Origin of the sequence: Peribacillus glennii (assembly GCF_003429105.1) — a bacterium.
Lineage (GTDB): Bacteria > Bacillota > Bacilli > Bacillales > DSM-1321 > Peribacillus > Peribacillus glennii.
This window is the reverse complement of sequence record NZ_QVTD01000003.1, coordinates 833446-854211: the sequence shown is the minus strand read 5'-3', so window position 1 is coordinate 854211 and position 20766 is coordinate 833446. Positions and strand designations below refer to the sequence as shown.

Here is a 20766-nt window from a genome sequence, read left to right as displayed (position 1 = left end):
CTGCCTTTAATAACGGAAAACGGCAAAAAAGCAGCTGGAGAAAAAAATCCGCTGCTTTTTTTGTTAGAAAATCTTTTTCTGTTCGCGGTCTTCTTTTAGGATTTCAACCGCCTCCCGGAATCTCATGGAATGGACAATTTCACGTTCCCTCAAAAATCGGAGGGAATCATTCAGGTCTGGATCATCCGATATATCAATCAGCCATTGATAGGTAGCGCGCGCTTTTTCCTCGGCGGCAATGTCTTCATATAAATCCGCAATAGGGTCGCCCTTTGCCTGGATATACGAGGCAGTCCATGGAACACCGGCTGCGTTATGGTAGTACAACGCACTGTCATGATTCACATAATGATCCCCAAGCCCGGCTTCCCTTAGCTGCTCGGGTGTCGCATCTTTCGTAAGCTTATAAACCATCGTCGCTATCATCTCAAGATGGGCGAATTCCTCGGTGCCAATATCAGTCAATAGCCCGATTACCTTATCGGGGATTGTATAGCGCTGGTTTAAGTAGCGGAGAGCAGCAGCCAGTTCACCATCAGCACCGCCGTATTGTTCCATTAAGTATTTGGCAAGAGTTGGATTGCATGTACTTACTTTTACAGGATATTGCAGTTTCTTTTCATAAACCCACATATTATCTCCTCCTTAAACCTGCCATGGCCATGGGCCCCTGCCCCAATCCCAGCGCGGGCCTGGATCGTTGCTGACCCCGAATTGGAACAGGGGGCCATATTTCTGCTCGAATACTTGTTTAATTTGCCGGGAGTAAGCGGAATATTGGTTGAATTGCTGCAGCGCCTGCTGATCGCCTGGATGCGTATCAAGGTATAGGGTCAGTTCGACTAATACGAAATCAACGGCCTGAATCTGTCCCATCAATTGATAATATTCATCATCAATTTGTTTCGCCAAATTAAGACTTCCTTTCTCTATATGGATTTTCGTAATAGTCGTATAGCGCTTTCCAAAGAGTTCCTCTCATCAAGGCCTCATGGGGCGGAAATTGTTCCAGATTAGGCGGCTGGAAGTTCATGTATAGATTGGGCGGGGTCCTGTAATATTTCTTGCCGATCGGCGGGCAGGGATCAAAGGGGCCGTGAAAGGGTCTATAGGATTTGACCGGTGTAAAATGATGTAGGTTTTCTGGTTGCAAAGCATTACCCTCCTTTTTCAAAATCAATCATTAAAGAGTATGCTTAATAACGGGAATTATGATATTCATAAACTCTCCGTCTATATAAAAAATTGGAATGAAATATTACAATCAACCTTCACACTTCCATTTTCGTAATATCCTGTTAAAAACCTGTTATGTTTGTTACCAGACTTTTACCTCTTTGACCTTGGTTTGAAAGATTACTATGCTATTATAGGTTTTGTTAGCTGATAGAAGCTTACAGGGAGGGGTACTAAAATATGAAAAAATCAATCTTGGCTTTCGCAGCCGCTGCTGTAATCACAGGGGGTCTTGGAACTCAAGCATCTGCCGAAGATGTGAAAGTAAAAGATGGAGACACACTTTGGGCACTTTCCCAAAAATACGACGTTTCTGTTAAAGACATAAAGAATTGGAATAACTTACATTCAGATACAATCTACAATGGGGAAGTCCTTACGGTTTCTGGCGGAAAGGGTGCAAAAGAAAAGCATTACACCGTCAAAAAAGGGGATACACTTTGGAAAATCGCAAACAAATTCGGCACTAGTGTTGAAGGTATTAAATCTTCGAATAAATTAACATCAGACATAATCCATCCGGATCAACAGCTCTTAATACTTAAGGGCCAAAAGGCCGCAGCAATCCAACAAGCGTCTGCTCCTGCACAAAAAGCAGCCGAGCCAAAAAAATCAGTGGTTAAAGCTGCATCCAATGAGCCGGCTGCAAACAGCAGCGCTTCTTCAGATCAAGGGGAAACAGCCAAACAGCTGACGGTATCGGCAACTGGTTATACGGCCTCTTGTGAAGGCTGCAGCGGTGTTACTGCAACAGGTGTGGATTTAAAGGCCAATCCTGACGCGAAAGTGATTTCAGTCGATCCAAATGTAATTCCTCTTGGCTCAAAGGTGTGGGTTGAGGGTTATGGATATGCCACGGCTGCTGATACAGGCGGCGCCATTAAAGGCAATAAAATTGACTTATTCTTCCCGAATAAACAAGATGCTCTTAATTGGGGAGTAAGGCAAGTAACTGTAAAAGTACTGAAATAAATAACGATAATCAAAAATGTGTCATAGGGGGTCTGACCCCCTATGACACATTTTTTTGCATTATTTACCCTCACCGGCCTTAACTTTGCCTTTATTTTTATTTGTAAATGGCAGCCACCAATTCCAATCACCCAACATCTTCATTAATGAAGGAACAAGTAAGAGCCTGATAATGGTGGCGTCAATGAATCATCTTCTCCAGAATCAAAGGACAATTCAGCATTTTGAAAAGACACGAATGTGTAACAAATCTCATATTCAAATTTATTTTTTTATTGTATCATGATGATATCAGGCAGTTCCCTCCTTTTCGCTTTCCCCATTATCCCAATGTCTCCATCCTTCGCTGTGAAATGCTAAACTCTTTGAACAAAACGAATTCCGGATATAAGCTGATCTATAAAACATTTATGAAAACAGAATGGGGGATTTTTTTGCTGGAACAAGCAAGGCAATATCTAAAACAGTATTTTGGCTATGATTCATTTAGAAGCGGCCAGGAAGCGATCATCCAAAGTGTATTAAATGGGACAAACACAGCAGGCATCATGCCGACAGGAGGCGGAAAGTCGCTTTGTTACCAGATTCCGGCGCTTATTTTTCCCGCTGTGACACTCGTGATTTCTCCCTTGATTTCCCTAATGAAAGACCAGGTGGATACACTTCTCCAAAACGGAATTCCTGCTGCCTTTTTAAATAGCAGCCTTTCTGCACAGGAAGCGGATAAAAGAATGGGGGATGCGAAAAAAGGTGCATATAAACTGCTATACATTGCTCCTGAAAGGCTGGAAAACCGGTTTTTTCTCGAAAGCTTAAAGGAGCTGGACATTTCGCTTGTCGCCATTGATGAGGCTCACTGCATCTCACAATGGGGCCACGATTTCCGCCCCAGTTACTTGAAGATTCAAGCTTTAGTAGACCGGCTTCCTTCCAAACCGGTGATTCTGGGGTTGACTGCTACTGCAACAACTGCGGTCCAGCATGATATTTGCCGCTCTCTTGGCATCAGTGGAGACGATGTTGTTTCAACCGGTTTTTCGAGGGACAATCTGTTTTTCTCCGTTGTTAAAGGTACGAATAAATCAACCTATTTAAAAAACTACCTTGCCAGAAATAATAACGAATCCGGAATTATATATGCCGCTACACGGAAAGAAGTCGATTCTTTATATACCCTTTTGACTAAAAAGGGGATAAAGGCGGGAAGATATCACGCCGGCATGAATGAAACCGACCGGAGCATGCAGCAGGATGCGTTCCTCCAGGACGATTTGGCGGTGATGGTCGCTACGAATGCATTTGGAATGGGTATAGATAAATCCAATGTCCGATTTGTAATCCACTATCAAACACCAAAGAATATGGAAAGCTATTATCAGGAAGCAGGGCGCGCGGGCCGGGATGGGCTGCAAAGTGAATGTATCCTATTGTATTCTCCCCAGGATTTACAGATCCAAAGGTTTTTAATCGACCAATCGGACTCTCCAGAGAGCAGGAAGGAGCAGGAGCTAAAGAAATTAAATCTGATGAAGGACTTTTGCCATACAGAAGGCTGCCTCCAGGCTTTTATTTTAAAGTATTTCGGGCAAGCGGATGCTGATGATTGCGGCCATTGTGAAAACTGCCTGGACGAAAGAGCCTCCCATGATGTTACAGTGGAAGCGCAAATGGTACTTTCCTGCATAGTGAGAATGGGAGAAAGGTTTGGAAAAACACTTGTCAGCCAGGTGCTCGCCGGCTCCAAGAATAAGAAAATTGAAGACTTTGGCTTTCAGAAAATGACAACATATGGAATCATGCGCCAACAGTCGGCCAAATCAATCGCTGACTTTATCGATTTCCTGACAGCAAGGGAATATATCGAAATGAGCGGGGGACAATTTCCAGTACTAAAAATAACCCAGGAGGGAAAAAACGTCCTTATTGGCAAAGAAAATGTTTTGCGCAGGGAAACTATCACCATACAAGCAATGGTTGAGGATGATACCCTTTTCGAACAGCTGCGGGCGCTTAGGAGAGAGATCGCCAGAGCCGAAGGAATCCCGCCGTTCATTGTTTTTTCTGACGCCACTTTAAAGGATATGTCGGCAAGAATCCCACGTTCAGAAGCAGAATTTCTTGAAGTGAAAGGGGTCGGAAAACAGAAACAGGAACGGTATGGCAAACAGTTTCTTAAGGCAATAGAGGATTACATGCACAATACAGGGAAGGCCGGGGAACCAAAAATGCCGGCAGCTGCGGTTCATGAAAGCATGGAATAGCCGGCCGGAGATTAACATAAATATTACAGGATGAACTTGCGTATACTATCTAAGTAGGCAAAAATGAGCTCGCACGGCTTACTTATGAATCGAAAAAGGAGGTTACTCATGTACTTTGGAAAAAAGAATTCTGAGGAACCGGTAGTAATCATGGAAGACACGATCGTATACGCTTGTGAAGCCCCGAACTGCAAAGGATGGATGAGGAAGGAATTTTCTGCTGATAATCAAACCTGCCCGATGTGCGGCGGGCATCTGCTTGAGGAAATCAGGGAGCTGCCGAAAATTCAAACAGAATATAATACATTTCGCTGACAAACCTTAAATAAGCCACTTTCGTTAGTGGCTTTCAATTTCCCCCTATCAGGAATGGGATTGAATATTGACTTTAAAAATAAAAGATGATATAATTAATTTTCTGTTGTTCCTTAGATGAATAACAGTGAGGGTAATTTATACAAGTGCATTTTTATTAAGGTAAAATGTGACAGATTTTTTATTGAAAGAAAGTCATAATGCTTTAGAATCAAGTTAGTTACAAAAAATTAGATAATCCCCATGTGTTTTATTCTTCTACATTAACTGCTTCTACTATTTGGAATGCTCTGAAAGCATGCTATTTTTACATGTACCAGGCTAAACTGCTCCAGATCAGCGTTGACTACAATACCCTTTAATAAACATGTGCTATGAAGCCGAAACCTGATTCTCACAGGCACGGTCCAGGAACCGTATGGATGGGAGAGAGGAAGGGCTTTCATTGTTTTGGGTTTTGCGCGAAAAAATTACTCTTTAGTCTTTAACAAAAAACAGTCCGTAAATTGTTTGCCGATTCGGCGGATTGAGTGTTAAGGCATAGGATGGAATCATGCAGAGGCTATCTCGTTTGAAAGGAGATGGCCTCTTTCATTTTTTGTTGCTGATTTTATGGTATAATGAATAAGAACAGCGTTACTTGTTTACCAATCTTGCTTCATTGAAGATAGGGAATGTTTAGAACAAACATATTCAAGTTAATCAAAGGAGTGAGAGGTATGTATCGACGTAATAATGCAGAAGAAATCCCCCCGGAAGAAACAAAGGTATGGGAGTGTACATCCGAGAGCTGTAACGGGTGGGTTCGGGATAACTTCACGTTCAGTGATGAACCAAGTTGCCCGCTTTGTAATAGTGAAATGAAGGCTGGAACAAAAATGCTCCAAGCAATCAATAATCCGAAAATGAAATAAATAATATTGTTCGGGGCTGTGTCATCAAGGGATTGACCCATAGAAGCGTCTACATGTGGGTCTGACTCTGTGATTTTACACAGCCTATTTTGTTTATAGATACATAATCAATGGATATCCCTTTTCTTGAACCGGCCGCCGCGAACCTCCGCGATGTCAGCTACGGCAAGGAATGCTGCGGGGTCATATTCACTGACGATTTCCTTCAGTTTTGCTTCTTCCAAACGGTTAATCACACAAAAAATGACTTTCTTGTCATCCCCTGAGAATGCTCCTTCTCCTGTCAGGTATGTAACACCCCTCCCTAAACGGTTAATGATGGCATCGCCAATTTCCCGGTATTCCTCGCTTATGATCCACACAGATTTCGATTCATCCATTCCCGTTATCGTGAGGTCCATCGTTTTAAAGGCTACAAAATACGCCAGCAACGAATACATGGCCCGATCCCAGGAAAACACAAAACCGGATGTGCCGAGAATGAATAAGTTAAAGAACATCACGATCTCTCCAACGGTAAAAGGCAGTTTTTTATTCGCGAGGATCGCTAAAATTTCAGTTCCATCAAGAGAACCTCCGTACCTGATCACGATTCCTATGCCTGCGCCTAATATTATTCCTCCGAACACAGTCGCAAGCAGGATATCCTGTGTCAAAGCAGGAACCGGATGAAGCAGGGAAGTCGTAACCGATAGGATGAAAATACCATATAAAGTAGATAGAGCGAAGGTTTTCCCTATTTGTTTATATCCGAGGAAGAAGAATGGAAGATTAAGCAGGAAGAGGAACACCCCTAGGTGCCAGCCCGTTACATAAGAAAGCATGATCGATATCCCTGTGATCCCTCCGTCAATTACCTTATTTGGGACAAGGAAAATTTCAAGGCCGACGCCCATCATGATTGCTCCCAGGGTTATCAATAACCCGCGTTGCAGGATTTTGGCGGCAGGACGTTTTTTGTGTTGGGCCTGTTTAACGGGCATCTCAGTTACATTCACCGTTGGCAAAATATCAGGCATGGATACACCTCCTTGGAAATTTTTGTGTATAGTTCTATTATAAATTATTCCTGGTTCTTTCGATGCAAATATTAGTCTTTCTATTGTAATGATCCTTTTTCTATCCCTGCCCTTGAAACGGTGAAGATTTTCCCGCATGCCGTATATTGTTTCCCGATTATATGATTTAATAAGAAATATATTTAAGAACCAGGTGATTTTATGTTATATGGCTATCGCATTTCGGTAAGGTCTTTTGTTGAATATGTCTTTCGGAGCGGCAGCCTCGATACGCGCTTTCGGATGACTAATTCCATGGCGGAAGGAACAAAAGCCCACCAAAAAATCCAAAAACTATATCGGGACACGGACCAAAATGAATTTTTCCTTCGAACGGAAATCGAATGCAATGACATACTCTTCCATCTCGAGGGAAGATGTGATGGCCTTTTGTTCGATGAAGGAATTGTGACGATAGATGAAATTAAATCAACAGCCGGAAATCTTGAGCTAGTAACTGAAAACAGCCATCCGGTCCACTGGGCCCAGGCGAAATGCTATGCTTATATGTATGCCAAGGACAATGGGCTTGATCAAATAAATGTGCAGCTTTCATATGTACATACAGAAACAGAGCAGGTAAAACGATTTCAAAAATCGTGTTCTTTCGCTGATTTACAAACATTTATTCAGCAAGTTGCTGAAGGATACTATCCATTTGCGAATTGGCAGGCAATACACTTCAAAAACAGAAATGAAAGCATTCAGCAAAGCGATTTTCCTTTTTCGGACTATAGAAAGGGCCAAAGAAAACTGGCAGGAGCGGTTTATCAAACGATCCAGGATAAAAGGTCTTTATTTGCGAATGCCCCTACCGGCATTGGAAAAACGATGTCGACCATCTTCCCGTCACTGAAAGCGATGGGGAGAGGCATGATTGAAAAGATTTTTTACCTGACTGCCCGTACGACAACAAGGAAAGCGGCCGAGGATGCATTTTCTTTATTGGAGGAAAAGGGCCTGTCTGTCAAGACTGTTACCATCACGGCTAAGGAAAAGGTGTGTCTTCAGGAAGATACCAAATGTAAAAACCAATGCGAATTTGCGGATGGTTATTATGACCGGCTCAATGAAGCTATCCTTGATGCACTAATGAACGAAAACATACTCGACAGAAAAGCAATCGAACGATATGCCATAAAACATGAATTATGTCCCTTCGAGTTTTCCCTGGACCTTGCCTATTTAAGCGATGCCATCATCTGTGATTACAACTATGTGTTCGATCCTAGGGTTTCGTTAAAACGATTAGTTGAAGAACAAAAGAAAAAAACTGTTTTGCTTGTTGACGAGTCACACAATTTGGTGGACAGGGGCAGGGAGATGTTTTCGGCGGAGCTGAATAAATCGTCATTTCTTCAGCTGAAAAGGGAGTTTAAAGACGTTGATAATGAATTATTCAACCATTTCAAACACATCAACCAATATTTCATCGATTTCAAAAAAGAGCATCAATCAATGAATACATCCGAATGGAGCGAAGTGCCAAAAAGATTGATTGAACTTCTGGAAGGGTTCATCGAAACAGCGGAACAGTATTTATCCGTGTCAGGGAACGAGGAAAATAATGGGGAATTGCTCGAGATTTACTTTGCTGCACAAAATTTTCTAAAAATTTCCCAACTGTATGATGAACATTTTACTGTCTATTCGGAAATGAGCCGCAATGAAGTAAGGGTGAAGGTTTTCTGCCTGGACCCTTCAAAGCTGCTGCAGAAAATCTCGGCAGGATTCAGGTCGACGATTCATTTTTCGGCAACATTGATGCCGCTGCCATACTATACAGAAATGCTTGGCGGGTCGGTTGATGACTATTCCATTTCAATAACCTCACCATTTTCCCCCGAGCAAACGGAGGTATATATTAAACGGGTTTCGACCCGTTACAGGGACCGGGAATCATCAAAGGATGAAATCACCGCGATGTTAAAAACCCTGCTATCTGGACGACAGGGAAACTACCTGGTGTTTTTCCCATCCTATCAATACATGAATTTGATTTATGAAGCTACCAAAGAGGATAACGGTTTTGAAACCATCATTCAGAGCGCGAATATGTCAGAGGCTGATAGGGATTCATTTTTAGCCTTGTTCAAAGAAGAAACTGAATCAACATTGTTAGCATTCGCCGTAATGGGCGGCATTTTTTCGGAAGGGATCGATCTTAAGGGTAACCGCCTGAACGGAGTTATTGTGGTCGGCGTAGGCATGCCGCAAATCGGTCCTGAACGGGATATCATAAAAAAATTTTTTCAAGGGAAGGGCAAAAACGGATTTGATTATGCTTATGTATTTCCAGGCATGAATAAGGTGCTCCAGGCAGGTGGAAGGCTGATTAGGTCAGAGGAAGACCACGGTCTGATTGTGCTTGCGGATGACCGTTTTTTGACAGGCAAATACCAGCGCATGCTGCCTGAAAATTGGAAAGATTATACGCTAATCTAATTGTATTCAGACGTGGGCTTGAACTGAATTTGGGTCAGCCTGAAAGTTATTGTTGTACCTTTTCAAATACGTTAAGCTGATTTTAGTGAGTCTAGAGAGTGAAAGGTGATTAATATAAATGGATGCCGGGATCGAATCAACCAATCCGATTTTATTATTGGTGGCAATAATCTTAACCTTTATCGCGACGTATACTGCGCTTGATTTGTTGACAATGCTTCGAACAGCGGAGCGCCACAAGAGATTTCTCTTTCTCGGCGCCAGTTTTTCAATGGGCATCGGAATTTGGACGCTAAACTTTATTGGTGTTTTAGCCTTTGATTTAAGCGGTGCAGCAAGGTATAATTTGCCGATTGCACTTTTGTCGATCGTTCTTGGCATTGCTCTGGCATCAATGGGTTTTTTCTCTGTCACAAACATAAGGATCAGGCTGTCCAATGTGTGCATTTGCAGTCTTCTCTTAACCGTCGCGCTCCTTTCCAATTACGTCATCGGCATGTATTCATTAAATTACAGCCTGGGTATTCATTATTATTTGTTATTATTCACTGTTGTCCTGATATTTGGTTTATTTTTGTTTGCTTTCATGGTGTTGTTCTATTCAAACAGAATGCGGACTTCCAACCGCCTGTGGTTTAAGCCGGTTTCTACTTTTATTATCACTGGGGCGATTGTGCAAGGCCATTTATTATTGCTAAGGGCGCTCCCTGTCGATGCTCCTGTAAGAAAGGTCGATCAGCTGGTCCATGAAACGCCTTTTGTCGTATATTTGGTTTTATTCATGTCGATTTTGATTTTGACAGGGCTGCTTGGATCCAGTGCCGTCATCAGCAGGCGCCTGGCCGTAAGCAATCAGCACATCAAGGATATCCGTTCTGCTTTGGACGAGTCGTCTATTGTTGCCATCACGGATCCTAAGGGAATCATTACTTATGTGAACCAAAAGTTCCTTGAAATATCGAAATATACCGAGGATGAGCTGCTTGGCCACACCCACTCAGTCATTAACTCCGGCTATCACCCGAACTCCTTTTTTACAGAGCTGTGGACCACGATTACGAAGGGACTCACCTGGAAAGGTGAAATCTGCAATAAAGCCAAAGATGGGACTTTGTATTGGGTTAATACAACGATTGTGCCATTTATGAAAAATGGAAAACCTTATCAGTATATTGCCATCCGTACGGATATCACGGACAGAAAACAAGCAGAAGAGAATTTGAAGGATTCGTTGAAAGAGGTAAGTGATATCCATTATGCACTCGATCAGTCCTCTATTGTCGCTTTTACGGATGCAAAAGGAATAATTACCCAGGTCAACAGTAGGTTTTGTGATATTTCCGGATACAGTCGCGGGGAGTTGATTGGAAAAAACCACAACATCCTGAACTCCGGCTATCACCCGAAATCTTTCTTTATTGAACTTTGGAAAACGATTGGCGGCGGAAGGGTCTGGAAGGGAGAAATCAGGAACAGGGCAAAAGATGGTTCTTATTATTGGGTGGATACAACGATTGTGCCTTACCTTGGACCAAATGGCAGGCCTTATCAATATCTTGCGATCCGGAATGATATCACAGAAAGGAAGAGAACTGAAGAAGCCCTTCACCGGCAGGATAAATTAGCAGCGGTCGGGCAACTTGCAGCGGGGGTGGCACATGAAATCCGCAATCCTTTAACATCCATGAAAGGTTATACCGAATTCCTTCAATTGGACGAGACCGATCCTTCCAGGAAGGAGTTTCTGGAAATTATTTTGGAAGAGATCGAACGTGTGAACGATATTGTGGAGGATTTTATGGTATTGACAAAACCCAAGGCTGTAAAACTGGAACTAAAGAATATCATCCCGGTTGTCCGAAATGTTGCTTCCTTCATTGATTTTGAAGCCAGAAAGCGGAACGTCCAGATTCATTTTCATGCCAAAGAAGAAGAGATTCTTGTTTCATGCGACGAAAACCGGTTGAAACAGGTCTTCCTGAATTTCTTGAAAAATGGCATGGAGGCTATGCCAAATGGCGGCATGATAGAAGTATCCATCCAGAAGAAGGATGGGGAAGTCCAAATATCCATCACGGATAATGGAGTGGGTATACCGGCGGAAAAATTAAAACGGCTTGGCGAGCCTTTTTATACGACAAAGAAGACCGGGAACGGCCTGGGCTTGATGGTGAGTTTTAAAATCATCGAAAGCCATAATGGCCGTGTCATTGTCGAGAGTGAGTTGAACAAAGGAACTCGCTTTAACATCGTACTGCCTGCTAAAACTGCATAATGATTAGACAATATGAAACAGGGACATGGAGTTCCTGTTTTTTTGCCATTAGATTTGATCATTAGGTAACTAATACAGGGAAGAAGCACTGATTTTTCTATAATCAAGCACATATAAAGAACGGGTTAACGAAAGTTAAGAATTTTGGAATCTCCTTCTAAATGCCGTGAAGAATTGTTTCATAGTGTTGTAATCCAAATCGGACAATCAAGCAGGCATGGGAGAAATGAAAAATGTAAAACAATTGCTTTTAGCATTGATGGCAGCTTTCTTGTTAACAGGTATTGCCACAGGTTGCAGTAACGAGGATTCTGATGCGGAAGGAACAGAAACGGAAGAAACTGAAAACACGGAACAAGGTACTGATGAAGAAACTGAAGACGGTACTGAAGATGAAACTGAAGACGGTACCGAAGAAGAAACAGGAGACGGCCAAAATAAATCGAAGGGTGCAGAACCATTTATGGTTCTGCGCTTTTTATGCTGCTTGCCTATAATAACTACTAGTAATAATTTTCCGGCCATACTATAATGGTATTGTCATATATATGAAGATACGGAATTTCAAGTCGCAATGCGAGGGATATTAAGGCCGGAAACATGCAGTAATCTTTCGAAGGTGATTCCTTTTAATGAATCTGCGATACGGGTGTATCAGACCGGGGCATTCTTCAACGCCTTTCACGGTGCGGAGGCTATCGATTAAATACATCAGCACTCAAGGTCGGTGAATAGCCATTGTTGTCCGGATAAGCATTCGGGCAATTTTTATTTTATCTCTTTTTAAGCGGGACGATACATATTGACAACTTGGGGGATACATAGTTTGGGAAAATCTATTCGTTTCAACCTTATGAAGCTGCAGGGCTTTTACTTGTTCGCGTTTTTTGCGATGGGCAGCCTCACGCCTTTATTGAGCGTTTATTTAAAAGAAGTGGAACAGCTGAACGGAACTCAAATAGGCACAATTATGTTGGTAGGGCCGGTTATCATGATTGTATTCCAGCCGTTGTGGGGAATGGCATGCGATTGGACGGGGAAGCCTGCAAAAATCCTGTCAATGGCTACCTTGCTTGCAGGCTTTTTTGGACTGGGGTATTTGTTTTTACATCAATATATCCTTTTGGCAGCCGTCGCCTTAATGCTAGCGATTTTTCAAAGTGCGATCATCCCGGTATCAGATAGCATTTCTCTGCAATACACTAACAAGGTCAAAGCGAACTACGGGAGACTTCGTATGTTCGGGTCTCTGGGCTTCGGAATAGCGGTGTTTGCAATGGGGCGTTTATCTGAGACAAATTTGGGGCCCACAGTGATCTTCTATGCATTCTTTATAGCACTTGCTTTAGCGGCAATGCTGGCACTCCGGCTGCCGCAGGAAAGCCAGGCAACCAATCGGGGCATCACCCATGGAATCAAGGAATTGTTTACAATCAAGCGATTTTTGATTTTTCTTGCTGTTACATTCCTTGTTTTCGGCCCCAACCTTGCCAATAATGTTTATTACGGCTTATTCGTAGAGGCTAGGGGCGGAACGTATACAGGCATCGGGCTTGCTTTTCTTTTAGCGGTGCTTTCCGAAATTCCGTTTATGGGGGTTGCGGGAAGCTGGATTAGAAAAATGGGACTGCTGCCTATTGCGCTGGTCGCGGGACTTGCGTCATTGGCAAGGTGGCTATTCTATTTTTCCGAGCCTGGGCTCGGGGTTATTTACTTCACTTCAGTAATCCAAGGATTTTCGCTTGGCCTGTTTATTCCGGCCGGGCTTCAGTATATCCGCCACATCATACCGGCACACATCACGGTCACAGCTGTTACGGTGTATTCCGCAATCGGGAATGGCCTGGGTAATTGGTTCAGTACCTTTTTTGCAGGGATCATTATGGACAAAAATGGCATTTACAGCGTTTATCTTTTCTTCGGCATTCTTTCGCTGTTGGGTGTGTTCCTCACATTTTGGCTGATAAAGCTTGAAAAAGAGAGCACAAGCAACGTCGGTTTAAGCGGGCAAAATTGAATGGACTAACCGTTTTGTTTATGCGCCAATTTCAAAGGGGGCGGGTTACCATGAAATATCATTACTGTGCAACTTGTATCCATTTTCGAGCGAAAAAGAAGGATGGCTCTATGAGATATTATTGTTCCCGGCTTGGATTTGATACCAAAACGACCTATCAGTTCGATTGTTGGACACCTTCAGAAAAAGTGAAGAAATTGATGGCAAAGCGATCGGAAAGTTAAACGCAGTGTTTTCCAAAGAGCTGGAAAAACCGGAAAAACATACACCTTGCGTATTTGCGCTGATTCCTGTAATATAATCTCATAAGCTGCTTTGTACGTATAGCTTAATTAAGTTTTAACCTTTAAGCTGTAATAGGGAGTTTTATATTAAAACAGGAATGGCGAACCTTTGCCACGGGCAAAGGATATACAGGAATGTTTTTGCAAACACCCACTTTGAGGAGTGGTGGTTTAAAACTTTCTTATCAAAGCTACGGCAAGTGCGGCTTACATTTTTAAGTTCCACACGCTGGAAATAAATAACGTTGTATTTCATTTAGATTTTGTGTATTATAATCATATAGCTGCGTTGTACGTATTGCATAATAAAGTTTTAACCTTTAAGCTGTAATAGGGAGTTTTATATTGAAACTGGAATGGCGGGCCTTTATCACCGATAGAGGATAAACAGGAACGTTTCTGCAAACACCCACTTTGAGGAGTGGTGGTTTAAAACTTTCTTATCTGGCTACGGCAAGCGCGGCTTACATATTTGTAAATGAAACCAGTCTTTCGGGACTGGTTTTTTTGCGTTCTTCATAGCGTTAGAAGGAGACATTTTTTTCAATTAAAGGGAACTTATGATTTAATGGTTTTATCAACAAATGATGAGAAGTAAGAAAGGATGGTTTTTCTGCGGAAAAGTAGAGTGAAAATGGTCACTTCCTTGTCTGTCCTTCTGGGGATCCTGTGGATGGCGGGCTTCGGATGGGCTGTACAGGATTATTATGTGGAACATTCGGACGGAGGGTTGGACAATAAAGTGAAAAGCCCAGTCAAAAATATAGAGGGCCAGGAATTGACGATTGTGGCATTAGGGGACTCATTAACAAGAGGCACGGGTGACGAAACTGGAAAGGGATATGTCGGGCTAGTGACTCAGGAGGTGAAGAAACGAATTGGCCAGGAGGTTAAGGTCCATAACCTTGGCATCAACGGCCAAACTTCACGTGAGTTGAGGCAGCAGGTCAAACAAAAAGAGGTCCGCCGCCAGCTGGCTGCGGCTGATACGATTTTGCTTACGATCGGAGGCAATGACCTGTTTAGAGGGGGACAAACCCTGCTGGATTATAATGCAGGCACAGTAAGCCAGCTACAGTCGCAATTCACCCGAAATCTTTCATCGATTTTTGCAGATATCCGCAAAGCAAACGATAAAGCGACTATCTTTTACCTTGGCTTGTATAATCCATTTATTGAACTGGAGGATGGCAAACAAACGAGTCAGGTTGTCCGGGAGTGGAACCGCCAGAGCGAGGAAACAAGTGCCGCCTTTAACGGTATCGTGTTTGTGCCCACATTCGATATTTTTCAAACATCTGTTAATGATTATCTCTACACGGATCGATTCCATCCGAATAAACAAGGGTACCGATTGATAGCCGAACGAGTTGCCCCTTTGATTAAATGGGAGGAGAAGCAGGAATGAGCCGGGTCACTTTGTCAGTTAGCGACTTAAGGAAGACGATAAAACGGAAAGAAATCATAAAAGGCCTGAATTTTGAACTCCGGGAAGGAGAAGTATTCGGCTTTCTAGGCCCCAATGGCGCCGGAAAAACAACGACAATCAGAATGCTTGTCGGCTTGATCAAACCAACTTCAGGTTCCATACGGATTTGCGGTTATGATGTGAAAAGTGATTTCACCAAGGCCATGAAGTATATGGGCTGTATTGTGGAAAATCCTGAGTTGTATCCGTTCTTGTCCGGCTATGAAAACCTTCTGCATTTTGCAAGGATGCTTCCCGGTGCGAATGAAGGACGAATTCAAGATGTGATTAATCTCGTAGGATTGCAGGCCCGCATCGATGATAAAGTCAAGACCTATTCGCTTGGGATGAGGCAAAGGCTGGGCATCGCCCAGGCGCTTTTAAATAAACCAAAGGTATTAATCCTGGATGAGCCAACCAATGGGCTCGACCCTGCGGGTATTAGGGAAATGAGGCAGTTTATTCGCGCGCTTGCGGAAAAGGAGGGCCTGAGCGTGCTTGTTTCAAGCCATTTATTGAGCGAGATACAACTCCTCTGTGACCGTGTAGCGATCATTTCAAAAGGTGAAATCATCCAGGTTGATACAGTCCACAATTTGTTAAACACACAGGAAAAAATCATTTGGAAGCTGGAACCCCTTGAGAAAGGAAAAAGAATATTACGAGGTTTGACAGAAGTCACCGAAACAGAAGATGGATACCTCATCACTCCTTTTCAAGAAAGGGATGCCGGAAGATGGAATCAAGAATTGACAAAACAAGGCGTACTTGTTATGGAAATGAACCGGAAGCTTCCTGCACTTGAGGAATTATTCCTGGAATTGACGGGCGGGGGAGGTGGCGGAATTGGCTAATCTGATCCAGAATGAAATGATGAAACTGCTAGCCCGAAAACGTTTGCTTGTAATTGGTATCATAATAGCAGTCCTTGTCTTGCTGTTTACTTATGCCCAATATAAACAAGTGGAAGAGCAGCGGGAAAAGCTTGGTACGACAGACTGGAGGGCTGCCCTTCAGCAGCAAATCATTGATATTCAGAACCGGTTGGGCTCAAGCAGGATGTCCGATGACTGGAGGGAACAGCTTCAAATAACACTGAAGCAGCAGCAATATTACCTTGACCATAATATCAACCCAACGGAACCGGGAGCCCCTTCCTTTATGAGAATGTTCGTGGAAAACTCCAGCGACCTATTTATTCCGCTCCTTGTGATGATCATCGCAAGCGACCTTGTATCATCCGAACACAGCCTGGGTTCCATCAAGCTCTTACTAACCAGACCGGTAAAGCGATGGAAGATATTGCTTAGTAAATATATAACCCTGCTCTTGGCTATATCAATGATAATTGCGATGGTTGGTTTGTTGTCCTATATTCTCTCAGGAATCGTTTTTGGATATAAAGGAATGAATGCCCCTATCATAACAGGCTTTACTATATCTGAAGGGAATCTGGATACGAGTGAGGTCAGACTCGTGGAGCAGTGGAAATTTCTGCTTATGGATTTTGGCCTTGTGTGCTTCGTCGCTGTAGTCGTCGGTACACTCGCCTTTATGCTGTCCGTCTTGATCAGGAGTACAGCGGCTGGAATGGGCGTTATGCTTGCAGCGCTCATATCCGGAGCGATTCTCAGTAATATGGTTTCTTCCTGGGAATCTGCCAAGTACTTATTTATGGTCAATTTGAAACTTACCAATTATTTAAATGGGGTGGCCCCACCGATTGAAGGGATGACCCTATTTTCATCACTGTCCGTTTTACTTTTCTGGTGGGCTGCAGCCCTTGTTGTTTCCTTTGTGATTTTCACAAAGGAGGATGTGTATTAATTTGTTCAGTCTGCCCGGGTCGGGGCAGATTTTTTTTTGATAAATGAAGATGAGTATTTCAGGGAAAATAGGGAAAGGGAAGGATGAATGGGCTGGAAAGCTTCATACCTAGTCATATTTCCGGGCCGGAATGATAATACTAACAAGGTAGATTGTTAAGGGGGATACACAATGGATGACCATAATTTGCACAAGAAATTCATTCCCGTAACCTCTGTCACAAGCGGAGATAATATGGCTGTTTCAAGTGATATTTTTTGCTTGCCGATTCAAATCGTGAATGTCTGTTTCATTGGAAGCCCTGGGACGAATAATGGGTGGGTGCTGGTTGATGCCGGGATGCCCCGGTCTGCAGATGAGATCATCGGGACTGCCAGGGAGATTTATGGTGAAAATGTCCCTCCGAAAGCCATCATTCTTACGCATGGCCATTTTGACCATGTCGGGGCCATAGTGGAATTAGTAGAACAATGGCAAGTTCCGGTATATGCACATGAGCTTGAAATTCCTTATTTAACCGGACTGAAGGATTATCCGGAGCCAGACTCCACGGTGGAGGGCGGAATGGTGGCTAAGATGTCGAAAATGTTCCCAAATGAAGGAATCGATTTGGGGAGACATATCCGCACTTTGCCCGCGGATGGGTCGATCCCGGTACTGTCGGGCTGGAAATGGATTCACACCCCAGGGCATACCGAGGGCCACATTTCATTATTCAGGGATAGTGACCGCGCTTTAATCGCCGGTGATGCATTCGTCACCGTAAAACAGGAATCGTTATACAAGGTGATTACCCAGGATAAAGAAATCAGCGGTCCTCCTCGTTACTTAACACCGGATTGGAACGCTGCGAAGCAATCTGTGGAAAAGCTTGCAGAACTTGGACCCGCCATGGCGGTGACCGGGCATGGAATGCCTATGTCCGGCCAGGAGCTCACCGTAAATTTGCAAAGGCTTGCGGCGGAATTTGATACGATTGCAAAGCCTGATTACGGAAAGTTTGTAGACTAATCTGCGAGGAGGTTCATGTATGGAAAACAATAAGAAAAAACAACCGTTTGATTCAAGTGGAATAGCGGGGAGAACCTTTGATTTCGATGATTATAATAAGGACGATGAAGTTTCTTCAGGCCTGGCAGAAACGCACGAACAGATGAGTGACCATTATGCGGGAAGAGGGGATACCGTAGAAAACCGGGACAGCGAAGTGTAATCCGTGGAAAACGGGAAAAACATTTGAGCCTCTGTAACAGAATAAAAAGACTGTCCCTGCTAGTACAAATTTCTCTGGGACAGCCTTTTTAAAAGGCAAGGCCGGTAGTGATCATTAGACCGGCTTGTCTATTTCTGTTTCCATCTTTTATTGTGAAAATGATGGTGCGGCATTAAAAAACCATTTTGCTCGACCATCTTATAATGATCTTCATACCGTTTTATGATTCGGTCACCAGTTTCTTCCGTTATCATTTCAAACTCGACATATTTCCGTATTAATTTTTTCTTTTCTTCCAATAAATTTTTGTGAATCTGCTTCAACTCTTCTTTTTGTCCCGCGGTGAGCTGAATCTCCCTTTCTTGCATAGGTGCCTGCTTTTCCACAGCAGAAACCGGGATTGCAGCCAAACCAATTGAAAAGGCAAACGCGGTACACATAGAAACAATAACTTTTTTCATATCAGTAAACTCCTTTCATGATTTGCTACTATTTTTTTCGTAAAAGTGAAAAAATATGTAAACGGGGTCATTCCCTCACCACACTAATGCGTTAAAGCCTGTGGGACGACCTCTAGAAAATGGGGGGATCATTATGTATAAAGAATTTTGGGAAATCGACCATCGTCCTTATCCGCTCCCTGGCGCACCATGGGTTATGACACAGGTGTGGAGGGATTTGCTGTTTATGCACTATCCACTAGCACCTGAATCAGTTGGAAAATATCTCCCAGGTGAGCTGATGCTTGATACCTTTGAACATAAGGCATGGGTAAGCATTATTCCGCTAAGGATTACCAATATGAGGATGCGGGGAATCCCGCCTATCCCTTTTTTACATTCATATTTGGAGTTAAATGTAAGGACTTATGTTATTCACGATGGTATTCCGGGTATTTATTTTTTTAGCCTGGATGCTGATCATCCACTTGCTGTTGCTGGAGCAAGTGCTGGTACGGGCCTTCCTTATAAACGGGCGAAAATGCTGTTTCACGAAGAAGGGGAAACGATTAAATTTAAGAGTGAGCGGATGACCGGCCGGGGGAATCGAGAGTCACTGGATGTAGCTTACAGTGCCGGTAAAACTTTATATGAAGCGGAGCCGGGATCCCTGGACCACTGGCTGATGGAAAGGTACTGCATGTACTCCTTTCATGGAGGGAACATGCTCAGGGGAGATATCCATCATGATAAATGGAAGGTGAGAAAAGCAACAGCAGATATTTCATATAATAGGATGGCTCCCTATTTGCTTTCGGAGGTTTCGAATACGCCCCCTATACTTCATTACTCAAGCAGAAGGCGATTCTTTTTTTATCCGCTGGTAAAAGTGCTTTAGGCCAGAGGTCTCGAGATAGGACCTCTATAAGAATTATAAACTGCGGTGGAAACCAGAACGAGGCACCGTGCTGGTGCCTCGTTTTAGAATTTCGCAAGTTATTGTTTTGTAATTAAAAATCCAAACCTTAAAAAATCCGCTTTTGTATACAAACCCCTTATGCCAGGATATCAGTCTTCCGGAGGGCCTTCCCCCATCAACCGTTTATGGATCCAGATCGCTGCTTGTGAACCGTCGCCCATAGCAATCGTGGTTTGTTCGGAATGGGCGATTAAGTCTCCGCCCGCCCATATGCCGTCTACATTTGTTTCTTTTGTGCGCGGATTAACAACTACATGTTTTTTCTCATTCAACGTAACCCCTGCTTGCTCAGCGAGCTCATAGTTCATTTTGTTTCCGCTAAATACGGTAAAGCCACGCTCAGCTTCAATGATTTGCCCGTTAGTGAGCGTGAACCCTTGCAGGTTTTCGTCTTGATCCAGGATGATTTTTGAAACGGGCTCCGTGATGACCGGTATATTATGGCTTACCAAAGCCTCCTTTGCGCTGTCTTCAATGGTGGTTCCCCCATGGTTGATATAAATGATGTCGTTTGACCAATATGTGAGGGTAGCCGCCATATTCGCCCCTGTATTCCCGTTTCCGAGGACTACTGTTTTTTTGCCTGAAATTTCATATCCATCGCAATCCGGGCAAACATAAATGCTTTTGCCAAGGCAAGGTGCCAAATTTTCAATGTCCGGCAGATTATCGATAAGGCCCGTGGCCAAAAACACAGTCGCAGCCGTATACTTGCTATCTTTCTCGGTGCCAAGTTCAAATCTGCCATCCTTCTTACTAAGGCTCAATACCTTATCACGTAAAAAAGAAACGCCATATTTCTCAGCATGCTGCTTCCCGAGGCGCCTTAATTCTGCCCCGCTTACACCCTCAGGCCATCCCAAAATATTATGATAACATCTGCAAATTGTGGACCTGCCCTGATTAGAGTCGAGTACCAGCACATCGTGGTTATACCGTCCTAATTGAATGGCAGCCTGCAAACCGGCAATTCCTCCTCCGATAATAATGCAATCTGTATGTTCCATCTTGTCGCCACCGCCTTCGGGAGAATATTCTCGTTTCTATACCTGAATGAAATAC

20 protein-coding genes and 2 other RNA genes are annotated in these 20766 nt (G+C 43.3%); 16 read left to right on the top strand and 6 right to left on the bottom strand.

Annotated elements, in window-relative coordinates:
- Positions 1–63: 63 nt before the first annotated feature.
- Genes cotJC through D0466_RS05530 form a run of 3 tightly spaced genes read right to left on the bottom strand, consistent with a single transcriptional unit; the run spans position 64 to position 1153 of the window.
- Complete coding sequence (gene cotJC, locus D0466_RS05540) at positions 64–633, bottom strand: spore coat protein CotJC (RefSeq protein WP_117321532.1); 570 nt, start codon at positions 631–633, stop codon at positions 64–66.
- Between the two features lie 12 nt (positions 634–645).
- A complete protein-coding gene (locus D0466_RS05535) occupies positions 646–912 on the bottom strand; it encodes a spore coat protein CotJB (protein ID WP_117321531.1) in 267 nt (88 codons plus the stop codon).
- 1 nt (position 913) lies between these two features.
- Positions 914–1153, bottom strand: a complete 240-nt coding sequence (locus D0466_RS05530) for a spore coat associated protein CotJA (RefSeq protein WP_117321530.1) — start codon at positions 1151–1153, stop codon at positions 914–916.
- Between the two features lie 263 nt (positions 1154–1416).
- Here D0466_RS05530 and D0466_RS05525 point away from each other — a divergent pair, with 263 nt between their 5' ends.
- From D0466_RS05525 to D0466_RS05510, 4 genes are all read left to right on the top strand, one after another.
- Entirely contained in the window at positions 1417–2208 is a 792-nt protein-coding gene (locus tag D0466_RS05525) for a 3D domain-containing protein (RefSeq protein WP_117321529.1), read from the top strand.
- Between the two features lie 434 nt (positions 2209–2642).
- The gene (gene recQ, locus D0466_RS05520; RefSeq protein WP_117322222.1) at positions 2643–4469 is read left to right on the top strand and encodes a DNA helicase RecQ; all 1827 of its coding nucleotides are present in this window, start codon (positions 2643–2645) and stop codon (positions 4467–4469) included.
- Positions 4470–4577: 108 nt separating this feature from the next.
- Positions 4578–4784 (top strand): cold-inducible protein YdjO-related protein, encoded by a 207-nt coding sequence (locus tag D0466_RS05515; RefSeq protein WP_117321528.1) that lies wholly within the window; start codon positions 4578–4580, stop codon positions 4782–4784.
- A gap of 719 nt (positions 4785–5503) precedes the next feature.
- The gene (locus tag D0466_RS05510) at positions 5504–5698 is read left to right on the top strand and encodes a cold-shock protein (RefSeq protein ID WP_117321527.1); all 195 of its coding nucleotides are present in this window, start codon (positions 5504–5506) and stop codon (positions 5696–5698) included.
- Between the two features lie 107 nt (positions 5699–5805).
- Here D0466_RS05510 and D0466_RS05505 read toward each other — a convergent pair whose 3' ends face one another.
- Positions 5806–6681 carry a YitT family protein gene (locus D0466_RS05505; RefSeq protein ID WP_117322221.1) on the bottom strand — a complete coding sequence of 292 codons (876 nt, stop codon included), beginning with the start codon at positions 6679–6681 and terminating at the stop codon, positions 5806–5808.
- Positions 6682–6999: 318 nt separating this feature from the next.
- On the opposite strand from D0466_RS05505, the gene D0466_RS05500 reads away from it, so the two are divergent.
- The 11 genes from D0466_RS05500 (at position 7000) to D0466_RS05450 (ending at position 18285) form a co-directional block, all read left to right on the top strand.
- Positions 7000–9201, top strand: coding sequence for an ATP-dependent DNA helicase (locus tag D0466_RS05500; protein ID WP_325048677.1), 2202 nt, complete (start codon positions 7000–7002; stop codon positions 9199–9201).
- A 118-nt stretch (positions 9202–9319) separates the two neighbouring features.
- A complete protein-coding gene (locus D0466_RS05495) occupies positions 9320–11476 on the top strand; it encodes a PAS domain S-box protein (RefSeq protein WP_117321525.1) in 2157 nt (718 codons plus the stop codon).
- A 226-nt stretch (positions 11477–11702) separates the two neighbouring features.
- Complete coding sequence (locus D0466_RS05490) at positions 11703–12008, top strand: hypothetical protein (protein ID WP_117321524.1); 306 nt, start codon at positions 11703–11705, stop codon at positions 12006–12008.
- A gap of 294 nt (positions 12009–12302) precedes the next feature.
- Positions 12303–13493 carry an MFS transporter gene (locus D0466_RS05485; RefSeq protein WP_233522548.1) on the top strand — a complete coding sequence of 397 codons (1191 nt, stop codon included), beginning with the start codon at positions 12303–12305 and terminating at the stop codon, positions 13491–13493.
- Between the two features lie 304 nt (positions 13494–13797).
- Positions 13798–13990, top strand: a non-coding RNA gene (ssrS, locus tag D0466_RS05480) — 6S RNA.
- Between the two features lie 65 nt (positions 13991–14055).
- A non-coding RNA gene (ssrS, locus tag D0466_RS05475) (6S RNA) lies at positions 14056–14247 on the top strand.
- 164 nt (positions 14248–14411) lie between these two features.
- Positions 14412–15185: a GDSL-type esterase/lipase family protein gene (locus D0466_RS05470; protein ID WP_233522584.1), complete on the top strand. Its 774-nt coding sequence runs from the start codon at positions 14412–14414 to the stop codon at positions 15183–15185.
- Complete coding sequence (locus tag D0466_RS05465; protein ID WP_117321522.1) at positions 15182–16099, top strand: ABC transporter ATP-binding protein; 918 nt, start codon at positions 15182–15184, stop codon at positions 16097–16099. The genes D0466_RS05470 and D0466_RS05465 overlap by 4 nt, the downstream gene beginning before the upstream one ends.
- Entirely contained in the window at positions 16092–17072 is a 981-nt protein-coding gene (locus tag D0466_RS05460) for an ABC transporter permease (RefSeq protein ID WP_117321521.1), read from the top strand. Before D0466_RS05465 ends, D0466_RS05460 begins: the two co-directional genes overlap by 8 nt.
- 171 nt (positions 17073–17243) lie before the next feature.
- The gene (locus tag D0466_RS05455; RefSeq protein ID WP_117321520.1) at positions 17244–18083 is read left to right on the top strand and encodes an MBL fold metallo-hydrolase; all 840 of its coding nucleotides are present in this window, start codon (positions 17244–17246) and stop codon (positions 18081–18083) included.
- Positions 18084–18102: 19 nt separating this feature from the next.
- Positions 18103–18285 carry a YozQ family protein gene (locus tag D0466_RS05450; protein ID WP_117321519.1) on the top strand — a complete coding sequence of 61 codons (183 nt, stop codon included), beginning with the start codon at positions 18103–18105 and terminating at the stop codon, positions 18283–18285.
- Positions 18286–18413: 128 nt separating this feature from the next.
- Here the strand turns inward: D0466_RS05450 and D0466_RS05445 are convergent, their stop codons facing one another.
- A complete protein-coding gene (locus D0466_RS05445; RefSeq protein ID WP_117321518.1) occupies positions 18414–18746 on the bottom strand; it encodes a DUF2680 domain-containing protein in 333 nt (110 codons plus the stop codon).
- Positions 18747–18879: 133 nt separating this feature from the next.
- Here D0466_RS05445 and D0466_RS05440 point away from each other — a divergent pair, with 133 nt between their 5' ends.
- Positions 18880–19623, top strand: a complete 744-nt coding sequence (locus tag D0466_RS05440; protein ID WP_117321517.1) for a YqjF family protein — start codon at positions 18880–18882, stop codon at positions 19621–19623.
- A gap of 170 nt (positions 19624–19793) precedes the next feature.
- Here the strand turns inward: D0466_RS05440 and D0466_RS05435 are convergent, their stop codons facing one another.
- Positions 19794–20711 (bottom strand): NAD(P)/FAD-dependent oxidoreductase, encoded by a 918-nt coding sequence (locus D0466_RS05435; RefSeq protein WP_117321516.1) that lies wholly within the window; start codon positions 20709–20711, stop codon positions 19794–19796.
- Between the last annotated feature and the right edge of the window lie 55 nt (positions 20712–20766).